Origin of the sequence: Spiroplasma endosymbiont of Cantharis nigra (assembly GCF_964019925.1) — a bacterium.
In the GTDB taxonomy this organism is placed as follows: domain Bacteria; phylum Bacillota_I; class Bacilli_A; order Mycoplasmatales; family Mycoplasmataceae; genus Spiroplasma_A.
In genome coordinates this window covers 465,420-484,173 of record NZ_OZ026470.1, presented here as the reverse complement: position 1 = coordinate 484,173, position 18,754 = coordinate 465,420, and the positions used below count along the sequence as shown (strand labels likewise).

Sequence of the window (18,754 nt, the reverse complement as noted above, 5' to 3'; positions counted from 1 at the left end):
AGTTTTTTATTATTTATGAAATAAATTTAATCTTAGTCATAAGGTTTTATCAAGAACTACAATATTTTGATTAATTTCTTTAATTTGATTATAAAAATTTGCTTGTAAATAACCATTTTCTAGTGGCATTAACATTGAAAATAGCGTTAAAAATTCCACTCTAATATATTGATTTTTACTATATTGTTGCATTTCATCTAGATCAATGTGACAATCATTAAATAATCTATTAAGGTTAAAATTATATCTTTTAAGCATTCTTTATCAAATAAGATAACTATCTTTAAATCTACATAAATTTCTTTAAAATTTGTTAATACTTTTATATATAATTCATTAATTTGTCTATTTGTTAATTCTAATTGTTGATTATTGCCTAATAAATGAAATAAAGTATTCATTTTGACATTATAGTCTAAAAAATCATCACTCATCACTAAATTTCTTCTTTATTTAATAATATATTAATGTAAAATAATAGGGAATTAAGGTGAAAAAAATGAAAAAATTACTTACAATTTTAACTGGCTTATCAATAATTGTTACTCCAGCAACTCAAATAGTTAGTTGTAAAATAACAAGTGATAATACTTTTAAAAGTTTCAAAGATATTGAAAAATTTTGAGGAACAAAAACTCATAATACAATTGTTTTTAATAAAGATACTACTGAAGCAGAAGATACTACTAAAGAAAATATTAATACTGAAATAAAACAAATAATTGCAAATAACTTTACTAATCAAAAAGAATTCAATGAAAAATTTGGTATTGGTGATAATAACATTGAAGAAGATAACATTGAATTTAAGTTTTATAAAAGTAATACAGGATTTCCAATAGGTGAAGAGAATGAATCAGAAGATCTTATTACTTATTTAGAGAAAAATTTTAATGATAATAATAAACATAAGACAATTCCTGTTTATTTTACATATAGGGAAATAAAGTCTGATGGAACCGAAACAGAATTTAATAAAAAATACTTAGAATTAAAATTTACAAATATTCCAGAAATGACTGATGGAGTTTATAAAGCTGAGGATTCAAATGGTATTTTTGGAGATATTGAAAATATAATTAAAATTGAAAAATACTTTTTTAATGATTTGTCTAATTTAATTGATAAAAATAAACCTGAACTTGAATTGACTTTTTTTAAGGAAAATAAAAATATTACAATAAAATTTATAAAAGGTATTTTAAAAGCAATTAAAGAAGCTTCTGAAAATAAATTTGATCTATCAAATAGTTTAGAATGAATTAATGTTGAGAATCCACATTATCCTAGCAAAGAAAATAAGGAATGAAAAGTTCTATCACCTGAAGAAAAATTATATAAAGATTTAATAGCAATTAAAGAAACTAGTGAAAATAAAAAAGAACCTAAAAATCCTAATTTATTAAATGGCTTTATAGAACTCATAAATAAATTTAAATCTGGTAAAGAATGAAACACTACAAAAGAATCTGATAATTGATTAGGATTAAACAATAAAACTTTTGTTTTAAAAGAATAAAAAAAGAAAGATAAAAAAAGAAAATGGAAAAAACAATTACCATATTAAAAAAAAGAAGAAAAAATACAATTCAAATTTTATATAGACTTTTTTTATTAGAAGAAGATATAAATAAAATAAAACAAGAAGTTTTAGACGGTTTTCAATTAGATAGTTTGGATGAAGAATTAAATAATTATATCTTTGATATATTAGAAAACACACTTGAATACAAAAAAATAATTTCATCATTATTGCCTGAATTATGAAACTGAACTAGATTGCCTAAAATTATTCAAGCAATTTTAGTTAATGCAGTTTATGAAATAAAAAAAGAAATAACTCCAAAGGCAATAATAATAAATGAAAGTATCGAATTAACAAGACAGTATTTACCGAGCTTTGAAACAGCATTTGTAAATGGTCTTTTAGATAATATAAAATAAGAGGGTAAAGATATGAGTATTACAAATTTCACAAATTTTAAAAATGATTTAAATGATCATCTATTTTTGATGGCAAAAGAAATCAAACTTTTAATTTATAAGGAGTTTAAAAATTATATTTTTAAACAAAAAATAAGTTCTTATGATGAAGTTAAAGAAAATTTTTTAACAAAAGCTTTTTGTGAACTTTCAACTTATTCTTATTTACAAAGTTTTGAATCTAAAATTTTTAATTCAAAAGATTATTTATTAATAAAAGATTATTTAAAAAAATCAAAGAGAAAATTTTCAAAACAACATTTTGAAAATGTTGTTTTCATAACTGCATCTAAAGTATCAAAAAAAGATTTAGAAATTCAAAATTTAATTCACAAACTTACAGATGATTTAAATGTAAATGTAACAATTAGAAATTTGGACTGATATAATAATCAGCACTTCCTAAAGTATGCAAAGTTTGATAGAAAAATTTCTCATTATCAAGATCAATTAATCAAATTACTAAAAGTTTATGACAAAGAATTATTTAATGTTGTTTCTAATAAAATTTTTAGTGGAACTAAAATAAGTTATAAGAATGAGTGAAATCAATTTTTAGCAAAAAATATTGTAAATAGTTTAGATAAATTTCTTTATACACCGTTTAATTATGATGAATTAAGATATGAAAATAAAATGGAAAAGTTATCTGAAGTAATAACAGAAGATACAATTTATGTTTTTTTTAACAATGTTGAAGTAAAAGAAAACTATAAAACCACTTTAGTAAATGATTTAAAGTTTTTTGCAAAATTTATTAAAGATGATGGACCTATTTTCACAGTGGATAAAAATAATTTCTTTAGTTTATTAAAACCATTATCTTTAAGAAACTTTAAAAATTTTAATGAGCTTATAAAATATTTATCTAAAAATCAAAAAAGAAAACCAGAAATAGAATTAACAACAGATAATTCTAAAACATCAGATACTTTAAATTGATATTGAAATAAAATTTTAGAAAATAATGATAAAAAAGAAGAAAAGTTGGAGTTAGACAAAGTAAATACTTCTTTAGAGTCAGAAGAAGAACAAGACTTAGAAAAAACAGTTACTTTTAATGATCATGAAAATTTAACAGATTTATCAAATGATAATATTTTTGAACCACAAGATGATATCTTAAATCAAATAGAAAACAAAGAAGAAATTAATAAGAAAGTAGAGCAAACTATTTCAAATGAAAAAATACTTAGATTTAAAAATTTTATAAAATTATATGAGGAAAGTAAAGATGAGATAGAATTATTAACTGATAATTATGATCAAGATAAATATCTAAGTTTTAAAGAATCGGTTAATAAAAAAAATATATGAGACTTATCAAATTTTATTGACAATAAATATGAGGATTTAGTTTTTTATTTAAAAAATAAAAAAATATTAAAACAAGATTTAGTAAATTATGAAATTTTATATTTAAAAACAAAAAAATGTCTTGAAGAAATGAATTAAAAAAATAAAGAAGCATATAATATTTAAGAGGTGCTAAAATGACAGAAATGATATTTAAAATTACTGACTTCACAGATATGTTAAAGGAATATCTTGAAGATTCAAATACTTTTAAAAATGTAAATGTAAAAGGTGAAGTTGCTAATTTAACTCTTAATAAGACTGGGCATATTTATTTTTCGCTTAAAGATAGTCAATCAAAAATTGATTGTGCAATTTGAAAGACTAATGCAAGTATCTTTACAAATTTAAATATTAGAGAGGGAACTGAAATTATTGCAAGAGGTTCTTTATCATATTATAAACCAACAGGAAAAATAACTTTTGTTGTTTATGATGTTCGAGTAGATGGAATTGGAGAACTTGCTCTTCAATACGACAAAAGATATAAAGAACTAAAAGAGCAGGGTTGATTTCTTGATGAATTTAAAAAGCCAATTATTAAATTCCCAAAGAATATTGGTATAATAACTGCTGCAACAGGTGATGCAGTTAAAGATTTAATTACTACTATTAAAAGAAGATATCCACCAGTAAATATATTTTTATTTCCATCTTTAGTTCAAGGTGATGGAGCAGCAAAAGATATTGCTAAAAAAATAAGACAAGCAAATAAATTTGAAATAAAAATTGATACTTTAATAGTTGGAAGAGGTGGAGGAAGTTATGAAGACCTTTGATCTTTTAATGAAATGGAAGTTCTTGAAGCAATTAGAGAAAGTCAAATACCAATAATTAGTGGTGTTGGACATGAACCTGATATAACTTTAACAGATTATGTTTCTGACTTTAGAGCTTCAACACCAACTGCAGCTGGAGAAAAAGCAACTCCTGATAAGGATAGTGTATTACAAGCTTTATCTACAAAAACAAATGAATTTGGTAAAATATTAAAAACTAAAATTGAAAAAGTAATTATAGAGGTTAATAATTTATCTTCAAAATTAAATTTAAGTATTAAAAATAAATTTAATCAAATGATTAATAATTTTAAAAATACTTCTATAAATTTTAATTCAATTATTATTAACAAATTAAAATTTATAAATACAACTTTTGAAAATAATATTTCAACTTGAAAAAGAAGTTTAATTAATAAATTAGAAAAAAATATTATAGAACTAAAAACTTATGAAGAAAAAATTGAATTACAAAGTCCTTACTTACCTTTATCAAAAGGTTATTCAATTTTAAAACAAGATAATAAAGTTATTAGATCAATTAAGGAAGTATCAAAAAATAAAATTATAAATGCAGTCTTAAAAGATGGTACTGTTAAGTTTAAATTAGAAGAAGGAAGTGAATAATATGAATAAAAAAAATTTTAATGAGTTATTAGATGAAATAAAAAATATATCAGATAAATTAAATGATTCGAATACTTCAATGGAAAATTCTATTGAGTTATTTAAAAAAGGGACTGATATGATAAAAGAAGCTAAAGAACAATTAACTTTTCTTGAGGGTGAAGTTAAAAAAGTTTTAGATAATAATGATGTAACAAATTTTTAAAAATCTGGTTAAAAACCAGATTTTATTTTATACTTTTACTATTTTATTTGCATCTTCATCAATAATTAAATTAAAATTTGGATGTAATGTTAATATAGAAGATGGAACTTCTTCTATAATTGGACCATTTATTATTTTATTAATTATGTCTGCTTTGTTTTCTCCATTAGCAATCATAATAATATTTTTGCTTGCCATTATTTCTCTAGGTCCCAAAGTAACATAATGACTGTGAAACAAGTTAGCATCTAACTTAGGTACACTAGGATTTTTTTCTAAATCCTTATTATTAATTAATCTTGTTGTGTCACCAAATTTTGTAACTCCTGATAGGTTTCCACAAAAGTGACCATCAGTACCAATACCTAATAAAACTAAATCCAAACCTCCATCTTTTTCTAATTGACTAACATATTCTTTTCAATTTAAGATATTCATTCTCTTAATATTTTTTTCATTTATTTTAGCTGGTAAATAAAATATTTTTTCTAAATCTGCAATAGTCATTCCCTTTGAAAGATCTTTTTTATAAGGAATTTCATCAAAATTGTAGAAGTGTATTTTATTTATATCTTTAATTCTAGCTAAATTAGCAATTAACTTTTTATAAAATAGTAACGGAGTTTTACCTCCAGTTAATGCAATATTAATTCTTTCTTTATTATTTTTATTAATAATATCTATAAATAAATCTAGAGTCATATCACTCATTTCATCATAATTTTTAGTTTTTATAACATTCATATTTCAATTCCTTTCTTCTAATCCAATTTTAAAATAAGATCCTTGTTATTTACTTTCCTCTTTGGAAAGTAAATAACAAAAAAAACATAAACATTTTGTTTTTTTATAGACTCAATATTGTAAAATAAGATAGGTGAAAACAAATGAAATTAGTAGATTTAAAAAATTATAAAACCTTATACAAAATGAAAGATAGTCAAAGTTTAATACAATTAGCACAAGAAATAAGAATTTTTTTAAATGACTTTGTAAAAATAAATAAGGGTCATATTGGAAGTAATCTTGGAGTTGTAGAATTGACATTATCTATTTTAGTTTATTATAATTTAGATGAATCAATAGTTTTATTTGATACAGGTCACCAATCACATATTTATAAACTTTTAGTTCATGGTTTAAAAAAATTTAAAACATTAAAAAAATTTAATGGCTTAAGTAACTTTCAAGAAATAGGAGAGTCTAAGCATGATTGAATTAGTACTGGACATAGTTCAACTTCAATTGCATATCAATTTGGTTATGCAATTGCAAGCAATAAAAAAAATATTATTTCTATCATAGGAGATGCTGCCTTTTTAGGTTCATACACATTAGCAGGTTTGCTTAATTTACAAAATGCAGATAAAAAAACTATTACAATCTTAAATGATAACAATCAAGCGATTGGAGAAAATTCAATAAAGATAAAAGATATGAAAATGTATGTTGAATCTTTAGGCTTAAAATATATTAAATGTGAAGATGGTAATAATTTTGATCAAGTTTTTAAAGCGCTAGATCAAGCCAATGAAGAAGAAAAACATGTTGTAATTCATTGTTTTACTAAAAAAGCACTAGGCTATAGTGGAGAAGAAAATCTATTTGAAAAACATTCTCTGGAACCTAATATTGTAAATAACTATTCTAAGTTAATAGCTATTGAATTAGAAAAGTATTTTACAAAAAATGATTATTTAGTTTGTCCTGCAATGCTAAATTCTTCAAATTTTACTAACTTAAAAACTAAATTTAAAAATAATGTAATTGATGTTGGTATAAATGAAGAATTTGGTGTACTAGCAGCTTGTGCAATAGCAAATACAAATAAAAAGACTTTTATTTCAATTTATTCAACGTTTTTTCAAAGAATTTTTGATCAATTAATTCATGATGTCTTTAGAAATAATTTTGCTATGAGCTTTTTAATAGATAGGGGAGGTTTAAGTTACAGTGGGGGAGTTAGTCATCATGGAATATATGATTTATTCATGATAAATAACTTTAATCAAGCTATAATTTGCCAACCATATAGTATTAATGACTTAAAAATTATGATTAAACAGTCATATTTAACAAATGATAAACAATTCTTTTTAAGATATGAAAATATGCAAGCTATTGAAGATAAAACAAATTCAGAATTTAAAATTGGTGAGTGACAAGAATTAATTTTTAACAAAAATAACAATATTACTTTAATTAGCTATGGAAATATACTAAGTGAATTTAAAAATTATATAGAAACAAATAATTTGAAAATTAACTTAATAAATGCAAGATACATTAATCCAATAGATATTAAATTACTTGAAAAACATAAAGATAATAAAATTTTTGTCTATGAACAAGTAATTAATAAAAATAATTTATTTGCAAATATTAAAAATAGATATAATAATCTTAATATATATAGCTTCTCATTTGATAAAATTAATATAAAGCATGGTGAAAAAGAATTATTATTAAAAGATTTAGACATGGACGTTGAAACAGTCATAAAGAAAATATTTGAGGAATAAAAAAATGAAAGATATTATTGATAAAAATTATTTTTTAGAAAAAATTTCAAAAGATAAGGAAATTGTTGACTTACTTCATAAGCAAACTAGTAAGGAAAACATTGAATTTTTTGATAACTTAAAAGAACTAAGAAGAATATTACATTTAAAAACAAAAACTGATAAAAAAATTTTATTAGAGTATGATAAATTAATTATTATTCCCACAGGTTCAGAAGATACTTTGATAAGAGAGTTAAATCAATTTAATAAGGAATTATATGATAACTTACCAGAACATTATATTTTAGATTTTGAAAATCAAAAATATAATGTAGATAATACTGGTACCAACTTAAAAAAAGCTTATCAAAAAAATATTTTAAATCTTTCAGAGCCATTTAAAGAACATTCTTCAATGGAACTAGATGATGATATTCTTTATACAAAAGAAATGGATCCATTAGTTGAAAAAACAATTCAAGACTTTCGAGAATCAATTTCAAAAGAATCTAATCAAGATAATTTTTTAGAAAATCTTTTAAAAGAAGATGATTTTCAATCTGAAGTTCTTAAAAATAGTGAAGAAATTTATGTCGATTCTAATGAAGAAAAAGATAAAATGCTTTTAGATATTAAAGATTCTTTAAACGAAGGTAACTACAAGAAATTGAACTTAACAAAACCGTTTTCATTATCAACAACCAAATATATGAAAAAACTAGAAACAATAAAAAAAGGTTTCGAAGATACATATGGTAGTGAATTATTTAAAAAATTAAGTAAATGAGTTCATAAAGAAAATCAACTTTATGAAAATATTGAAAATAATAAAAAAATAAGTAATTTAAAAGAACGAAGAATAAATCTAACGAAGAAAAGAAAATTTAAAAAATAAAAATTCCAGGAGATAATTTTATATGAAAAAAAGACTTGATCAAATTTTATTGGATTTAGAATTAACTGAAAACAGAAATAAAGCAAGAGGGTTTATAATTGATGGAAAAGTTTTAGTTAATGAAGAAAAAATAACTAAACCTGGTACATTATTTGATCAAGAAAAAATAATAATAAAATTAATTAAACAAGAAAATGAATTTGTAAGTAGAGCTGGAAATAAATTGCAAAAAGCAATTCAATATTGAAATATTAATATTGAAAATAAAGTTTGTTTAGATATAGGTTCTTCAACTGGAGGATTTACAGATTGTTGTTTACAAAATAATGCAGATTATGTTTATGCAATTGACGTTGGGACAAATCAATTAGATTGAAAATTAAGAAGTAATCCAAAAGTTAAATCTTTAGAAAAAACTAATTTTAGAATTGTAAATAAAACTTTTTTTGAAAGTGAAATTAATTTTTTTTGTTGTGATGTAAGCTTCATTTCAGTAGAAAAAATATTATTACCATTAAAAGATATTGTTGAGGAAAATACTAGTGGAGTTATTTTAATAAAACCTCAATTTGAATCAGATCGTGAAGATGTAAAAAATGGTAAAATAAATTCAAAAGAAGGACATATAAAAGCGATAAAAAGAGTTATTAATTATTGTAATCAAAATAATTTTTCAATAATTGATATTAATTGATCTCCAATTCTTGGTAGTAAGAAAAAAAATATTGAGTATTTATGCTATATTAAAAAAACAAATAATGTAGAAAATATTTTTAATGTAAATTTAATTTTAAATCTTGTAAATGAATGTTGGGAGTTTTTTGAAAATAATGGAGAATAATAAAAAAGTAATTTTCTTGTTAGACATGGATGCTTTTTTTGCAAGTTGTCATATGGCAAAAGATCCAAGTATTAGAAATAAAAATGTTGTTGTTGCTTCGCCAAATAGAAGAGCTATTGTTACTACAGCAAGTTATAATGCAAGAAAATTTGGAATAAAAGCAGGAACACCAGTTTTTAAAGCAATGGAAATGTGTAAGGATCTTTACATTGCTAATTCTGATTTTAGTTTGTATATTGATTATTCAGAAAAAGTTTTTGATATCATTTATAATAATTTTACAAAAAATTTTGAAGTAGCTTCAATTGATGAGTGCTATATTGATATGACAAAAAGTTGAAAAAAATATGGTTCTGTTAAAAAAGCCGCTCAAGCAATTATAGATATGATTTACAAAGAAACTGGTCTGACTTGTTCAATTGGAATTAGTACAAATAAATTTTTAGCAAAAACTTGTGTAGACTTTAATAAACCAAAAGGTATTTCATTTTTATTAGAAGAAGAAATACAAGAAAAACTTTGACCAATGAATGTTGAAAAAATGTTTATGATAGGAGCAGCAACTCAAAAAATTTTAAATTTAAATAATATTTTAACTATCAGAGATTTAGCTTTAATGGATTTAAATTTTTTAATTGAAATTCTAGGTAAAAGGGGAATGACACTTTGATATTGAGCTAATGGTAAAGGCAACGATGAAGTTTCAAGAGAAGCTAGTGAATTTAAATCAATTGGTAACGAATTAACTTTAAACTTTACAACAACTAATCATGAAGAAATTGAAGAAATAATTTATGAGTTAAGTTTAAAAATTGCTGACAGAGCAAAAAAGAGATTTTTACAAGGAAAAACTATCACAATAGTTGTTAAATATTTAGATGATAATATTACTGAATTTTATAATGATAAGTTAAGAAAAAGACACATTACAAAACAAGAGTCTGTTCAAGAACCTACAAATAATCCAGAAATAATTTATTCAATTGCAAAACAATGTTTTTATGAATTATGAACTGGTCAGCCAATATTATTATTGGGAGTTCGAATAAGTAATTTATCTAATCAAATTGAACAAACAAAACAATTATCAATTGATGAAATAGATTTATTAGAAGGAATAGACTATAATGAGGTTGAAAAAGTTATTTATAACTTAAATTTAAAATTTGGAAAAGATAAAATTTTTACTGGAGAGAAGCTATTAAAGTATATGGATAAAAATATGGTTCAATCTAAATTTTTAAAAAATGATGATGTTCATATTTCTAACGAACAAATTATTAATAAATGAAAAAATAAATAGGGGGTCTTATATGAAATATCGAATTGATGATTTAATTTTAGAACTACATTCAATACATAATCAATTAAATAAATTCTTATTTTCTAATACCCTTTCACAAATTAAAATAAATATTGAAACTAGTAAGCGAAAAAGTAGGTTAACATTAGGCCATTTTGATACAGCAAAAGATTGATCAGATGAGTTAAATCAGATAACTATATGAACTTTAGCTTTAAATGGAGATTATTTAAACATAATAGGGGTACTTGTTCATGAAATGGTACACCAATACAATTTTGAAAGAAATATTAAAGATGTTGAAAACAATCAAAGACATAATAAACATTTTAAAAAAACTTGTGAAGAGGTTGCTATGTTAACTGTTGCTAAAAACTCTAGACGTGGTTTCTCATCCACTTCCCCTACACTAGATCTTATAAATTATATTGAAAATCAGTTAGATTTTAATAAAGACCTATTTAAGTCTCTAATGCACAAAGATGCTATTAATTATCAACCAAAGGGTTATAATAAGAGTAATAAGTATCTTTGTAAAGGCTGTGATACTATTATAAACAATTCAAGAGAAGCAACGTTAAATATTAAGTGTATGGACTGCAATATAATGTTTGAAATATTATAAAAAGTGCATATTACAATATGCACTTTTTTTGTAAAAACAAGATTTTTGGCCTTTATTAAACACTTAATAATGTTAAAATCGTATTGAATAACTACTTTAAAATAAATTCTATGGAGGTTTTTATGTCAGGAATTGTACCAAAGTTTTGCCCTACTCATCTAAAAATTCATACTTGTGAGTTGCAAAATGTCTTTAATAAAAATAAAGTGATTCAAGAAGACCTTAATGCAAAAATTAGAAGAATGCATGGTATTCAAACAGAAGAAGAAATTAGCCAAAGTCAATCAAAACAAAAAGATGCTCCAGGTAGTATTGGTGACATTTTAGCAAAAGCAAAAGTTAGAATTAAAAAAGAAAAAGAAAAAATAGCTAAACGTACATTAGATGAACCAGAAACAAATGTAGTTACTAGTGAAGAAATTAATGACAGGATTGCAATTTTAAAAGCAAAAATGAATAAGTCTAAAACACCCTCTTCACGTTCAAATACTTCAAGTGATCTACAAAAAAATGTTGAAAATGCTCAATCTTATAAAAAAGAACATCCAGAAACTCAATATAAGGCCCCTAAAAGAGTAAATAAAAGTGATTCTAGTGAAATACTACTACCAAGAACAAAAAGACCTTCTATTGTCTCTAAAAAAGGCAATTTAACTACTAATGAATCTAATAAAATTCAAGAACTTAAGTCCAAAGCAATAAAACCAGTAAAAAAGGAAAAAATTAATGAAAAAATGTTTACTCAAGAAGAAACCCAAGAATTAATTCAACAAGCTGTTAAAGAGGCATTAAAGCAAGTTGGTTTGATTAATGATGATAGGAAAAGTAACAGTATTAAAAGACCAATTGCAAAAAAACCTATAAATAAAAAATAAAAATCAAGAGTTAAATCTTGATTTTTATTTAAAATGTCAGTTTTTTTATAAATTACAAGAACTATCCCTTTTTATTAGTTCAATTAAATTATCAATCTCTTTTAAAAATTCCTTTTTATTTTTATTATTATTTAAAACATAATCAAATTTAGTATTTTTAAGTTTTTTCATTTGAAATTTTGTAATGGACTCTATTTCCTCTAGTTCCCTATTATCTCTTTGTTTGACAATTTCTAATCTTTTTTCATTATCCATTGTTAATAATATTTTCTTATCAAACTTTAGTTTAATTCCGCTTATAACTGCAGCTTCAATAAAAATTAATTCTGCACCTTTTTCAATTTCAATAATTTTTTTAATTTCATTTGAAATTAATGGTCAAGCAATTTTAGTAAATTTTTCATTAAGTTTATGATTGTTAAATAAAAACTTTCTCAAAATTGATCTTTCAATTTTATTTTCATTCATAATTTCTGGCATAAATTTTCTAATAAAATCTAATATTTTCTTATCATAAAGAATATCTTTAGAAACTTTATCAGCTTGAATTACTTTTATTTTAGGGTTTTTGCTTAAATGATCTAACAAAGTTGTTTTACCAGTTCCAATAAAACCACTAACTCCTATTATTTTCAATAAAAACACCTCTTTTAATTATGTTAATTATAAATTATTTTGTTAACATAATTACTAATTATTGGTTTTATTGGTGAAACGTTTTTTATTATTTCTACACAGATATCTCTATAACCTTTAAAATCTCTATTATTTTTTGCAGTTTCTAATCGATTAATGACATTTGTTTTTTGGTCAATGTTTTTATAATTGTTTAAAACCTTATTTTTCAAACAAAAACCTACTTTTGGTAATAATTCTTTTTTTCTAAAAGTAATTGCCAAAATTTGTTCAAGTTTTATTTCAGCTGCCAATAAATCTCATGTTTTTAATGCAAAATGATAATCTTCAATTAACTCTTCTAAATCACTTTTGTATCTACCAAAAAAATTATTTTTTGAATCAAAGATTAGTTTTTCAATTAAATTTACAAATTCAATATCAACTGTAGAAAATGATTTTATTTCTTTTTCTATTTCATTTGAAATATTTAGTCAATCATTATTTTTTGAATCCCTTATTTCTTTTGACTTTTTAATTGTATTTCAATACAATGAAGTATCTGTATTATCTGATTGCTCTAATAATTTAATTATTTTTTTGTAAAATAGAACACACTTAGTTTCAATTAATGGATCAAAAGTTTTATCTTCTAATATTTTTTCATTATAAATATCTTCAATTTCTGTTATATTTCCAAACTCAGTTGTTTGTAAAGATTCAATACGATTATGTTGACTGTTTTCACTATTTCTTTGATTTTCTTCAATTTTCTTGTTTTCCATATTTTCTTCAAGATTATCATCATTTTTTACTTCTTCAAGTTCTTGTTTTACTTCAACGTTATTATTAATAGTTTCAACAACTTCAATTGGTTTAATTATTTCATTATTTTCTTCTAACATCATTTCTTGTAATTCTTCATAATTTTTTGGCTCAATTATTTCAATTGTTTTAATTTCATCATTATTAAGATTTGTAGATAAATTTGCTTTTTTGGCTTTTAAAGCTTTTGCCTTTTTTGACTTTTTGCTTCATTTTTTTTCTTTAATTTTAGGTTTTTTAACTTTAACATATTCATCTACTAATGTTGTACCTGCTTGAAAATCAAATGTTTTTAAAACAAGCATATTAATTGATCATCAACTACATTCACCAAATATAGCTCCAACAAATCCTAAAATTAAAGCTAGAAATTGAATAATAATTGGCATTATAAATCACATAGCTTTATCAATCATTTTATAAACTTGTGAAGGATTATTAACACCTTGTAATTTTGAAAATGCTCCATAAGATAATCAATAAATTTGTCCAAATTGACCATCTAATTGTTGAACAATTTTAACTGTAATTGTTTCTTCAATTGTTATAAAATTTGAAGCACTGAATTGAAATGCTATTCCCATAAAAAATGGTGATGCAGATATTAAAGATAAAGTCATTGTTATCATCAATAATACTAAAAAAATTCAAACAAAAATCATTGTAAATTGATAACTTTTGATTGGTCTAATAATTCTAGAAATTCCCATTGCAGTTTTAGTTCTATAACCTACACTATGAATTATTATTCTACTACTTAAAAATATAATTATTATTAAACTTAAAATCATTGGCAAAAAAGAAATTAATGTTTTGCTTGGCCCCACTATTCATGATTTACCATTGTATAAAAAAATTGACAATATTTTTTGATAATTTTCTTCTAAAATAGCATTATTAATTGTTTCAATATTATTTTTATTTATTATTGGTGAAATAGCTAGCAATGTTGAATATATTAATATAATAGAAGAAAAAATCATTAAAGCAATTATCATAAATTGCGATTTTTTATTATTTTTTAAAATTTTAACTTTTCCCATGATATAACATCCCCATAAACTATAATAATTATATAATATTTTTTCTACTTTTTTAAATAATGATTTTTATATAAAAAAATTCTATTTCATAATAGAATTTTTTTATTTTAATATTTAATAAATTGTTCAAAATCAGATTTTAAATCTCTGTATGTAAGACAATCATTAATTAACTTAACTTGATTTTCAATTAATTCAAAAATTGAAAATTTAAACCTTTGATCTCCAGAAAGATAAATTCCATCTTGCTCTATTTTATGTTCTGGTGATAAACAATAAGGCATAATTTCCTTATTTATAACACTTTCATTAAAGTATTTAAACAATGGTCGATACTCGCCTCTTCCTGGTCCTAAATTTACTAGTCCAATTGCCATTTTTGGATCTATTACAAAAATACTTAAAATATTAATTTTGGTTCTATCATCAATAAAATTAGCAACTGTTTTATTTGTTAATAAAAATGTTTCTCTATCTAAGTCAGATATTCTAAAAAATTTAAAGAAAGTATTATTTACAATATTGTGAAAATATACATCTAAAAATTTGTAATTTTGAGTCACCAAAATGTCATAAGGAATAATTATTCTTTTTTGATATTCTTGTAAATCAAAGTTTATTGAAGAATCTTCAACATATTCATATAAACTTTCAAAAGTTCTTTTACTAAAAATATAATCATACATTTCAAAAAGAACATAACTAACTATATCTAAAATTATTAGTCTATAGTCCTCTTGAACTTCTTTATTCAAAACATCAAATATTCTATATTTTTTATTAGAATTTGAAAATGAATATTTGTACTCACCATTTATTATTGTTATTAGAAAATAAAAATATTTTAAGAAAAGAACTTCTTTACCAGTAACTTCAATATTATCTTTATTTTTTTTAATTCTCTTATCAATAATAGCTTTTGCTACTTTTGATATTTGATTAAATTGTTTTATAATTTTTTTAAGATCATAATTTTCATAATCACTAAATAAAACTTCTATAAAAGGTACATTATCAATTCTAATTTCTTCAATTTTATCACTTACAAAATCAATATATTTAAAACAAAAAGTTCCATCTTCATTTTGGGTTTGTCAATTATTTAAAAATTCACTTGGTAATATCAAATTTCTTTTTATTTTTTTCATATTAGCACCTGTCTTATTCATTTTCTATTAATCATAATTGTTTTGTTGATGAAATTGGTGTTGCAGTTATAATTGTCATTTGAATTTTATCAATAACAAAGTACACTTCATTTTTTAATGTTTTTATATAGATAAATTTATTTGTTTCAAAACTATAAGTTGATTTTGCAATCATTTTTAGTATTTTTTCTTTTAATTTGAATTCCTCTTCATCTTTAAGTCTAAGTCTTTCTCTTATTCTTTGGATTGAATGAGTTGAAAATCCATATTTATGCTTATAATAATAACTCATTAACGTACCTCACCTTTATGATTATAAAGTTTTTTTATATTACATTAAAGTAAAAATAAAAAAATCTTCATATAACACTCATATGAAGATTGTATCTTTTAAATAACATTTATTAAGCTTTACTATTTTTTTTATTAGTATTTAATTTTTTATTTTCCTTAAAAATTGATTTAAAACTATCTTTTGATATTTTACCTTTAGATTGAATTTCCACCAAAATTCTAAATAAAATTATATGACAGATAACCCCAATACTAATGGCAATTAAATATCATAGAATACCAATAAAATTACCACTTTTATCTGTAACTCCAGCAAAAATTGCAATAATTGGTCCACCTCAAGCACCAACATGACCTTGAACCATAAATGCACCAGCTATCATACCTGCAATACCAGAACAAATAATATTTGGAATTATTGCAGCTCATTTATATTTAATTGCAAATGGAATGGCACTTTCGCTTACACCCATAACTCCTAAAACTGTTGCATTTATTCCTAGTTCTTTATCTTCTTTAAAAGTTGTTCTAAAAAGCATAGTTGAAATCCCAGCCCCAAGTGGTGCCACAGCAAAAGCAGCGGCAGCACAACCCATTGCAAGTCCCCCATCGACTGGTATCATCGCTGTAGCTCCAAATGAAGCAATTTTATTTATGGGACCACCCATATCTACTCCAGATAAAAGTCCAAGTACTAAACCTACTAGTATCATTCCCACGCCTGCATTTTCTAATGATAAAATACCTGTATACAAATAACCTATTGCAATTCCAATTAATGGTCCAAATGTAAACATTCAAATAATTGCAAAGAATAATGTTAAAAAAACTGGAATTATTATTATAGGCATAATTGGTTGTATATATTGATGAATTTTTCATTTTGTATTAATCCATTGAACAGTATAACCCACACTCAAACCAAAAATAATTGCTCCAAAAATATTTAATGGTTGCATTACAGAATTTATTGAAACCATGCTACCATTTTGTCCTTCTACAAGGATATTTTGGAAATATCCTTGCCATACAAGTCCAGGATTATTACCGATCATAGTTAATATAAATGCAGGAGCTATTGCAGCTCGTCCTGCAATAGAATTAGCAATATATGCTCCTGCAATTGCCATCATAACAGAAAATCCAATATTAGAAAATTCGTTTAAATGTCACATAAATTTAATTCACCCTGTTGAATCCGCAGTTAATGTTACTTTTGCTGCATTAGCAATTCCTGCAACTATTGCAGAGGTTAGACCTGCAAAAACAATGAAAGGTATCATATAAGAAATACCTGCCATCAAATGTTGGACTATACTTTGTTTATTTTTATTTTTTACATCAAATGTTTTATTTTTACTATCATTTGTAAAAATAAAACCCTCTTTAATTGAATTTTGTAACTCCTGTTCAGCATTTCTTAAAGCCTTTTTTGTACTTACATGATAAATTTTTTTACCATTAAATCGACTTTTATCAACAGAAATATCAACAGCTAAAAAAACGATATCAGCTTGTTTAATATCTTCTTCTGTTAATTTAAATTCTTGACCTTTTTGACCTTGGGTTTCCATTTTTATATCTCATCCAAGATTTTGCCCCGCTTTTAATAATGCCTCTCTTGCCATGTATGTATGTGCAACACCAGTCGGACAAGCTGATATACCAACAACTCTAATTTTATTTTTAGTTAAATTTTCATTTTTAACTTTTTGACTTTTTAATTCAAAAGTATCTAAAATATCTGTCTTTGATTTTGAGTTTTTAATCCCTAATTTAAATTCCTCATTTAAAAGCTTTGTTGAGAATTCACTTAATATTGATAAATACTTATCATTTTCATTTTCTAAAACTATTAATGCAAATATATATTTTATTGGTTTTCCATCTAGAGAATCTCATTCAATTTCTTTTTCTAATTTTACAAATATACAAGCTGATTTATTTATTTCTTTTATTCTAGCATGAGGTATCGCAAATCCATCTTCAAATCCAGTTGTACCTTCAGTTTCACGATTTTTGAAACCAGTAACTAATGCTTCTTGATTTGAAACAATACCTAATTCAAAAGCTTTAGCAGAAATAAATTCAAAAACTTCTTTTTGTGTATTTAATTTTATATCCAAAAATATTTGATTTTTACTAAAAATATTTTTTTCCATCTTTTTTTTCTTTCTATGATTATAAATTTTTATAACCACTAATATGTTATAAAAAAAAAAAAAAAAACCAATATTTTTTTCCAAATAAATATAAATATTTAGAAAAAAATATTGTAAGTTTTATATAATGAAGTAATTCCATTCTCATTTATGAGAAAAAAGATAATAAGTATTAAAAATTATTTTTTAATAAAAAACTCTTTATTTCTCTTCCAGATCTATATTTAATATCCAAATTTTTACTAATTAATCTATGACATGGAATTAGCAATAAAATTGGATTCTTACTCATACAAGAAGCAATAAAACGCGTGTAATCACTCTTATTAATATCTTTTGCAAATTCTGAATATGTTTTATATTCCCCATATTTTAATTTACAAAGTTCTTTTAAAATATCTATTTGTTTATCTGTCAAATTTGGTAAAGATAACTCATCAAAATTTAATTCGAAATCTTCTCTATTCTCAAACTTTTTTAGATATTCAATATATTTAATAAATTCATCATTTTTTAAAACATTTCTTATTTTATAATTTTTGTAAAAATCATGAATATTGTCGCGTTCAAAACCAATATAACTCAACTTATTATTAATAATCCCTATTTTAACAACTTCCTTTTCAAACATTTTTATTTTAAAGATTTTAAGAACTTTTTCTTCCATCAATATC

Annotated in this window: 20 protein-coding genes; 11 read left to right on the top strand and 9 right to left on the bottom strand. The window is 22.9% G+C overall.

Annotated elements, in window-relative coordinates; translation table 4 throughout:
* Window positions 1-9 precede the first annotated feature (9 nt).
* Window positions 10-192 carry a hypothetical protein gene (locus AACL04_RS02060; RefSeq protein WP_339030967.1) on the bottom strand — a complete coding sequence of 61 codons (183 nt, stop codon included), beginning with the start codon at window positions 190-192 and terminating at the stop codon, window positions 10-12.
* Window positions 193-197: 5 nt separating this feature from the next.
* Entirely contained in the window at window positions 198-434 is a 237-nt protein-coding gene (locus AACL04_RS02055) for a hypothetical protein (protein WP_339030965.1), read from the bottom strand.
* Window positions 435-499: 65 nt separating this feature from the next.
* On the opposite strand from AACL04_RS02055, the gene AACL04_RS02050 reads away from it, so the two are divergent.
* From AACL04_RS02050 to xseB, 5 genes are read left to right on the top strand one after another with little or no spacing between them, the layout of a single operon-like run.
* The gene (locus AACL04_RS02050) at window positions 500-1,519 is read left to right on the top strand and encodes a lipoprotein (protein WP_339030963.1); all 1,020 of its coding nucleotides are present in this window, start codon (window positions 500-502) and stop codon (window positions 1,517-1,519) included.
* Between the two features lie 23 nt (window positions 1,520-1,542).
* Entirely contained in the window at window positions 1,543-1,944 is a 402-nt protein-coding gene (locus AACL04_RS02045; RefSeq protein ID WP_339030962.1) for a transcription antitermination protein NusB, read from the top strand.
* Window positions 1,945-1,956: 12 nt separating this feature from the next.
* Window positions 1,957-3,438 carry a hypothetical protein gene (locus AACL04_RS02040; RefSeq protein WP_339030960.1) on the top strand — a complete coding sequence of 494 codons (1,482 nt, stop codon included), beginning with the start codon at window positions 1,957-1,959 and terminating at the stop codon, window positions 3,436-3,438.
* Between the two features lie 38 nt (window positions 3,439-3,476).
* Window positions 3,477-4,745: an exodeoxyribonuclease VII large subunit gene (gene xseA, locus AACL04_RS02035; RefSeq protein WP_339030957.1), complete on the top strand. Its 1,269-nt coding sequence runs from the start codon at window positions 3,477-3,479 to the stop codon at window positions 4,743-4,745.
* Window position 4,746: 1 nt separating this feature from the next.
* On the top strand, window positions 4,747-4,950 hold the full coding sequence (gene xseB, locus AACL04_RS02030) for an exodeoxyribonuclease VII small subunit (protein WP_339030956.1): 204 nt from the start codon (window positions 4,747-4,749) through the stop codon (window positions 4,948-4,950).
* Window positions 4,951-4,977: 27 nt separating this feature from the next.
* Here the strand turns inward: xseB and AACL04_RS02025 are convergent, their stop codons facing one another.
* Entirely contained in the window at window positions 4,978-5,694 is a 717-nt protein-coding gene (locus AACL04_RS02025) for a glucosamine-6-phosphate deaminase (RefSeq protein WP_339030955.1), read from the bottom strand.
* 143 nt (window positions 5,695-5,837) lie between these two features.
* Between AACL04_RS02025 and AACL04_RS02020 the strand changes: the two genes are divergently transcribed.
* The 6 genes from AACL04_RS02020 to AACL04_RS01995 all read left to right on the top strand — a co-directional run bounded on the left by AACL04_RS02020 (window position 5,838) and on the right by AACL04_RS01995 (window position 11,993).
* Entirely contained in the window at window positions 5,838-7,472 is a 1,635-nt protein-coding gene (locus tag AACL04_RS02020; protein ID WP_339030953.1) for a 1-deoxy-D-xylulose-5-phosphate synthase N-terminal domain-containing protein, read from the top strand.
* A gap of 4 nt (window positions 7,473-7,476) precedes the next feature.
* The gene (locus AACL04_RS02015; protein ID WP_339030951.1) at window positions 7,477-8,349 is read left to right on the top strand and encodes a hypothetical protein; all 873 of its coding nucleotides are present in this window, start codon (window positions 7,477-7,479) and stop codon (window positions 8,347-8,349) included.
* A gap of 22 nt (window positions 8,350-8,371) precedes the next feature.
* Window positions 8,372-9,190 carry a TlyA family RNA methyltransferase gene (locus tag AACL04_RS02010; RefSeq protein WP_339030950.1) on the top strand — a complete coding sequence of 273 codons (819 nt, stop codon included), beginning with the start codon at window positions 8,372-8,374 and terminating at the stop codon, window positions 9,188-9,190.
* Window positions 9,180-10,493, top strand: coding sequence for a DNA polymerase IV (locus AACL04_RS02005; protein WP_339030948.1), 1,314 nt, complete (start codon window positions 9,180-9,182; stop codon window positions 10,491-10,493). The genes AACL04_RS02010 and AACL04_RS02005 overlap by 11 nt, the downstream gene beginning before the upstream one ends.
* Before the next feature lie 10 nt (window positions 10,494-10,503).
* Window positions 10,504-11,118, top strand: a complete 615-nt coding sequence (locus AACL04_RS02000) for a SprT-like domain-containing protein (RefSeq protein WP_339030946.1) — start codon at window positions 10,504-10,506, stop codon at window positions 11,116-11,118.
* Window positions 11,119-11,240: 122 nt separating this feature from the next.
* On the top strand, window positions 11,241-11,993 hold the full coding sequence (locus AACL04_RS01995) for a hypothetical protein (RefSeq protein ID WP_339030944.1): 753 nt from the start codon (window positions 11,241-11,243) through the stop codon (window positions 11,991-11,993).
* 45 nt (window positions 11,994-12,038) lie between these two features.
* Here the strand turns inward: AACL04_RS01995 and coaE are convergent, their stop codons facing one another.
* From coaE to AACL04_RS01965, 6 genes are all read right to left on the bottom strand, one after another.
* The gene (gene coaE, locus AACL04_RS01990) at window positions 12,039-12,629 is read right to left on the bottom strand and encodes a dephospho-CoA kinase (RefSeq protein ID WP_339030942.1); all 591 of its coding nucleotides are present in this window, start codon (window positions 12,627-12,629) and stop codon (window positions 12,039-12,041) included.
* 23 nt (window positions 12,630-12,652) lie between these two features.
* The gene (locus tag AACL04_RS01985; protein WP_339030941.1) at window positions 12,653-14,476 is read right to left on the bottom strand and encodes a hypothetical protein; all 1,824 of its coding nucleotides are present in this window, start codon (window positions 14,474-14,476) and stop codon (window positions 12,653-12,655) included.
* A gap of 107 nt (window positions 14,477-14,583) precedes the next feature.
* On the bottom strand, window positions 14,584-15,624 hold the full coding sequence (locus tag AACL04_RS01980; protein ID WP_339030939.1) for a hypothetical protein: 1,041 nt from the start codon (window positions 15,622-15,624) through the stop codon (window positions 14,584-14,586).
* A gap of 13 nt (window positions 15,625-15,637) precedes the next feature.
* The gene (locus AACL04_RS01975; RefSeq protein WP_339030937.1) at window positions 15,638-15,916 is read right to left on the bottom strand and encodes a hypothetical protein; all 279 of its coding nucleotides are present in this window, start codon (window positions 15,914-15,916) and stop codon (window positions 15,638-15,640) included.
* A 112-nt stretch (window positions 15,917-16,028) separates the two neighbouring features.
* Complete coding sequence (locus tag AACL04_RS01970; protein WP_339030935.1) at window positions 16,029-18,080, bottom strand: fructose-specific PTS transporter subunit EIIC; 2,052 nt, start codon at window positions 18,078-18,080, stop codon at window positions 16,029-16,031.
* Window positions 18,081-18,252: 172 nt separating this feature from the next.
* Window positions 18,253-18,747, bottom strand: a complete 495-nt coding sequence (locus tag AACL04_RS01965) for a methylated-DNA--[protein]-cysteine S-methyltransferase (protein ID WP_339030932.1) — start codon at window positions 18,745-18,747, stop codon at window positions 18,253-18,255.
* Window positions 18,748-18,754 lie beyond the last annotated feature (7 nt).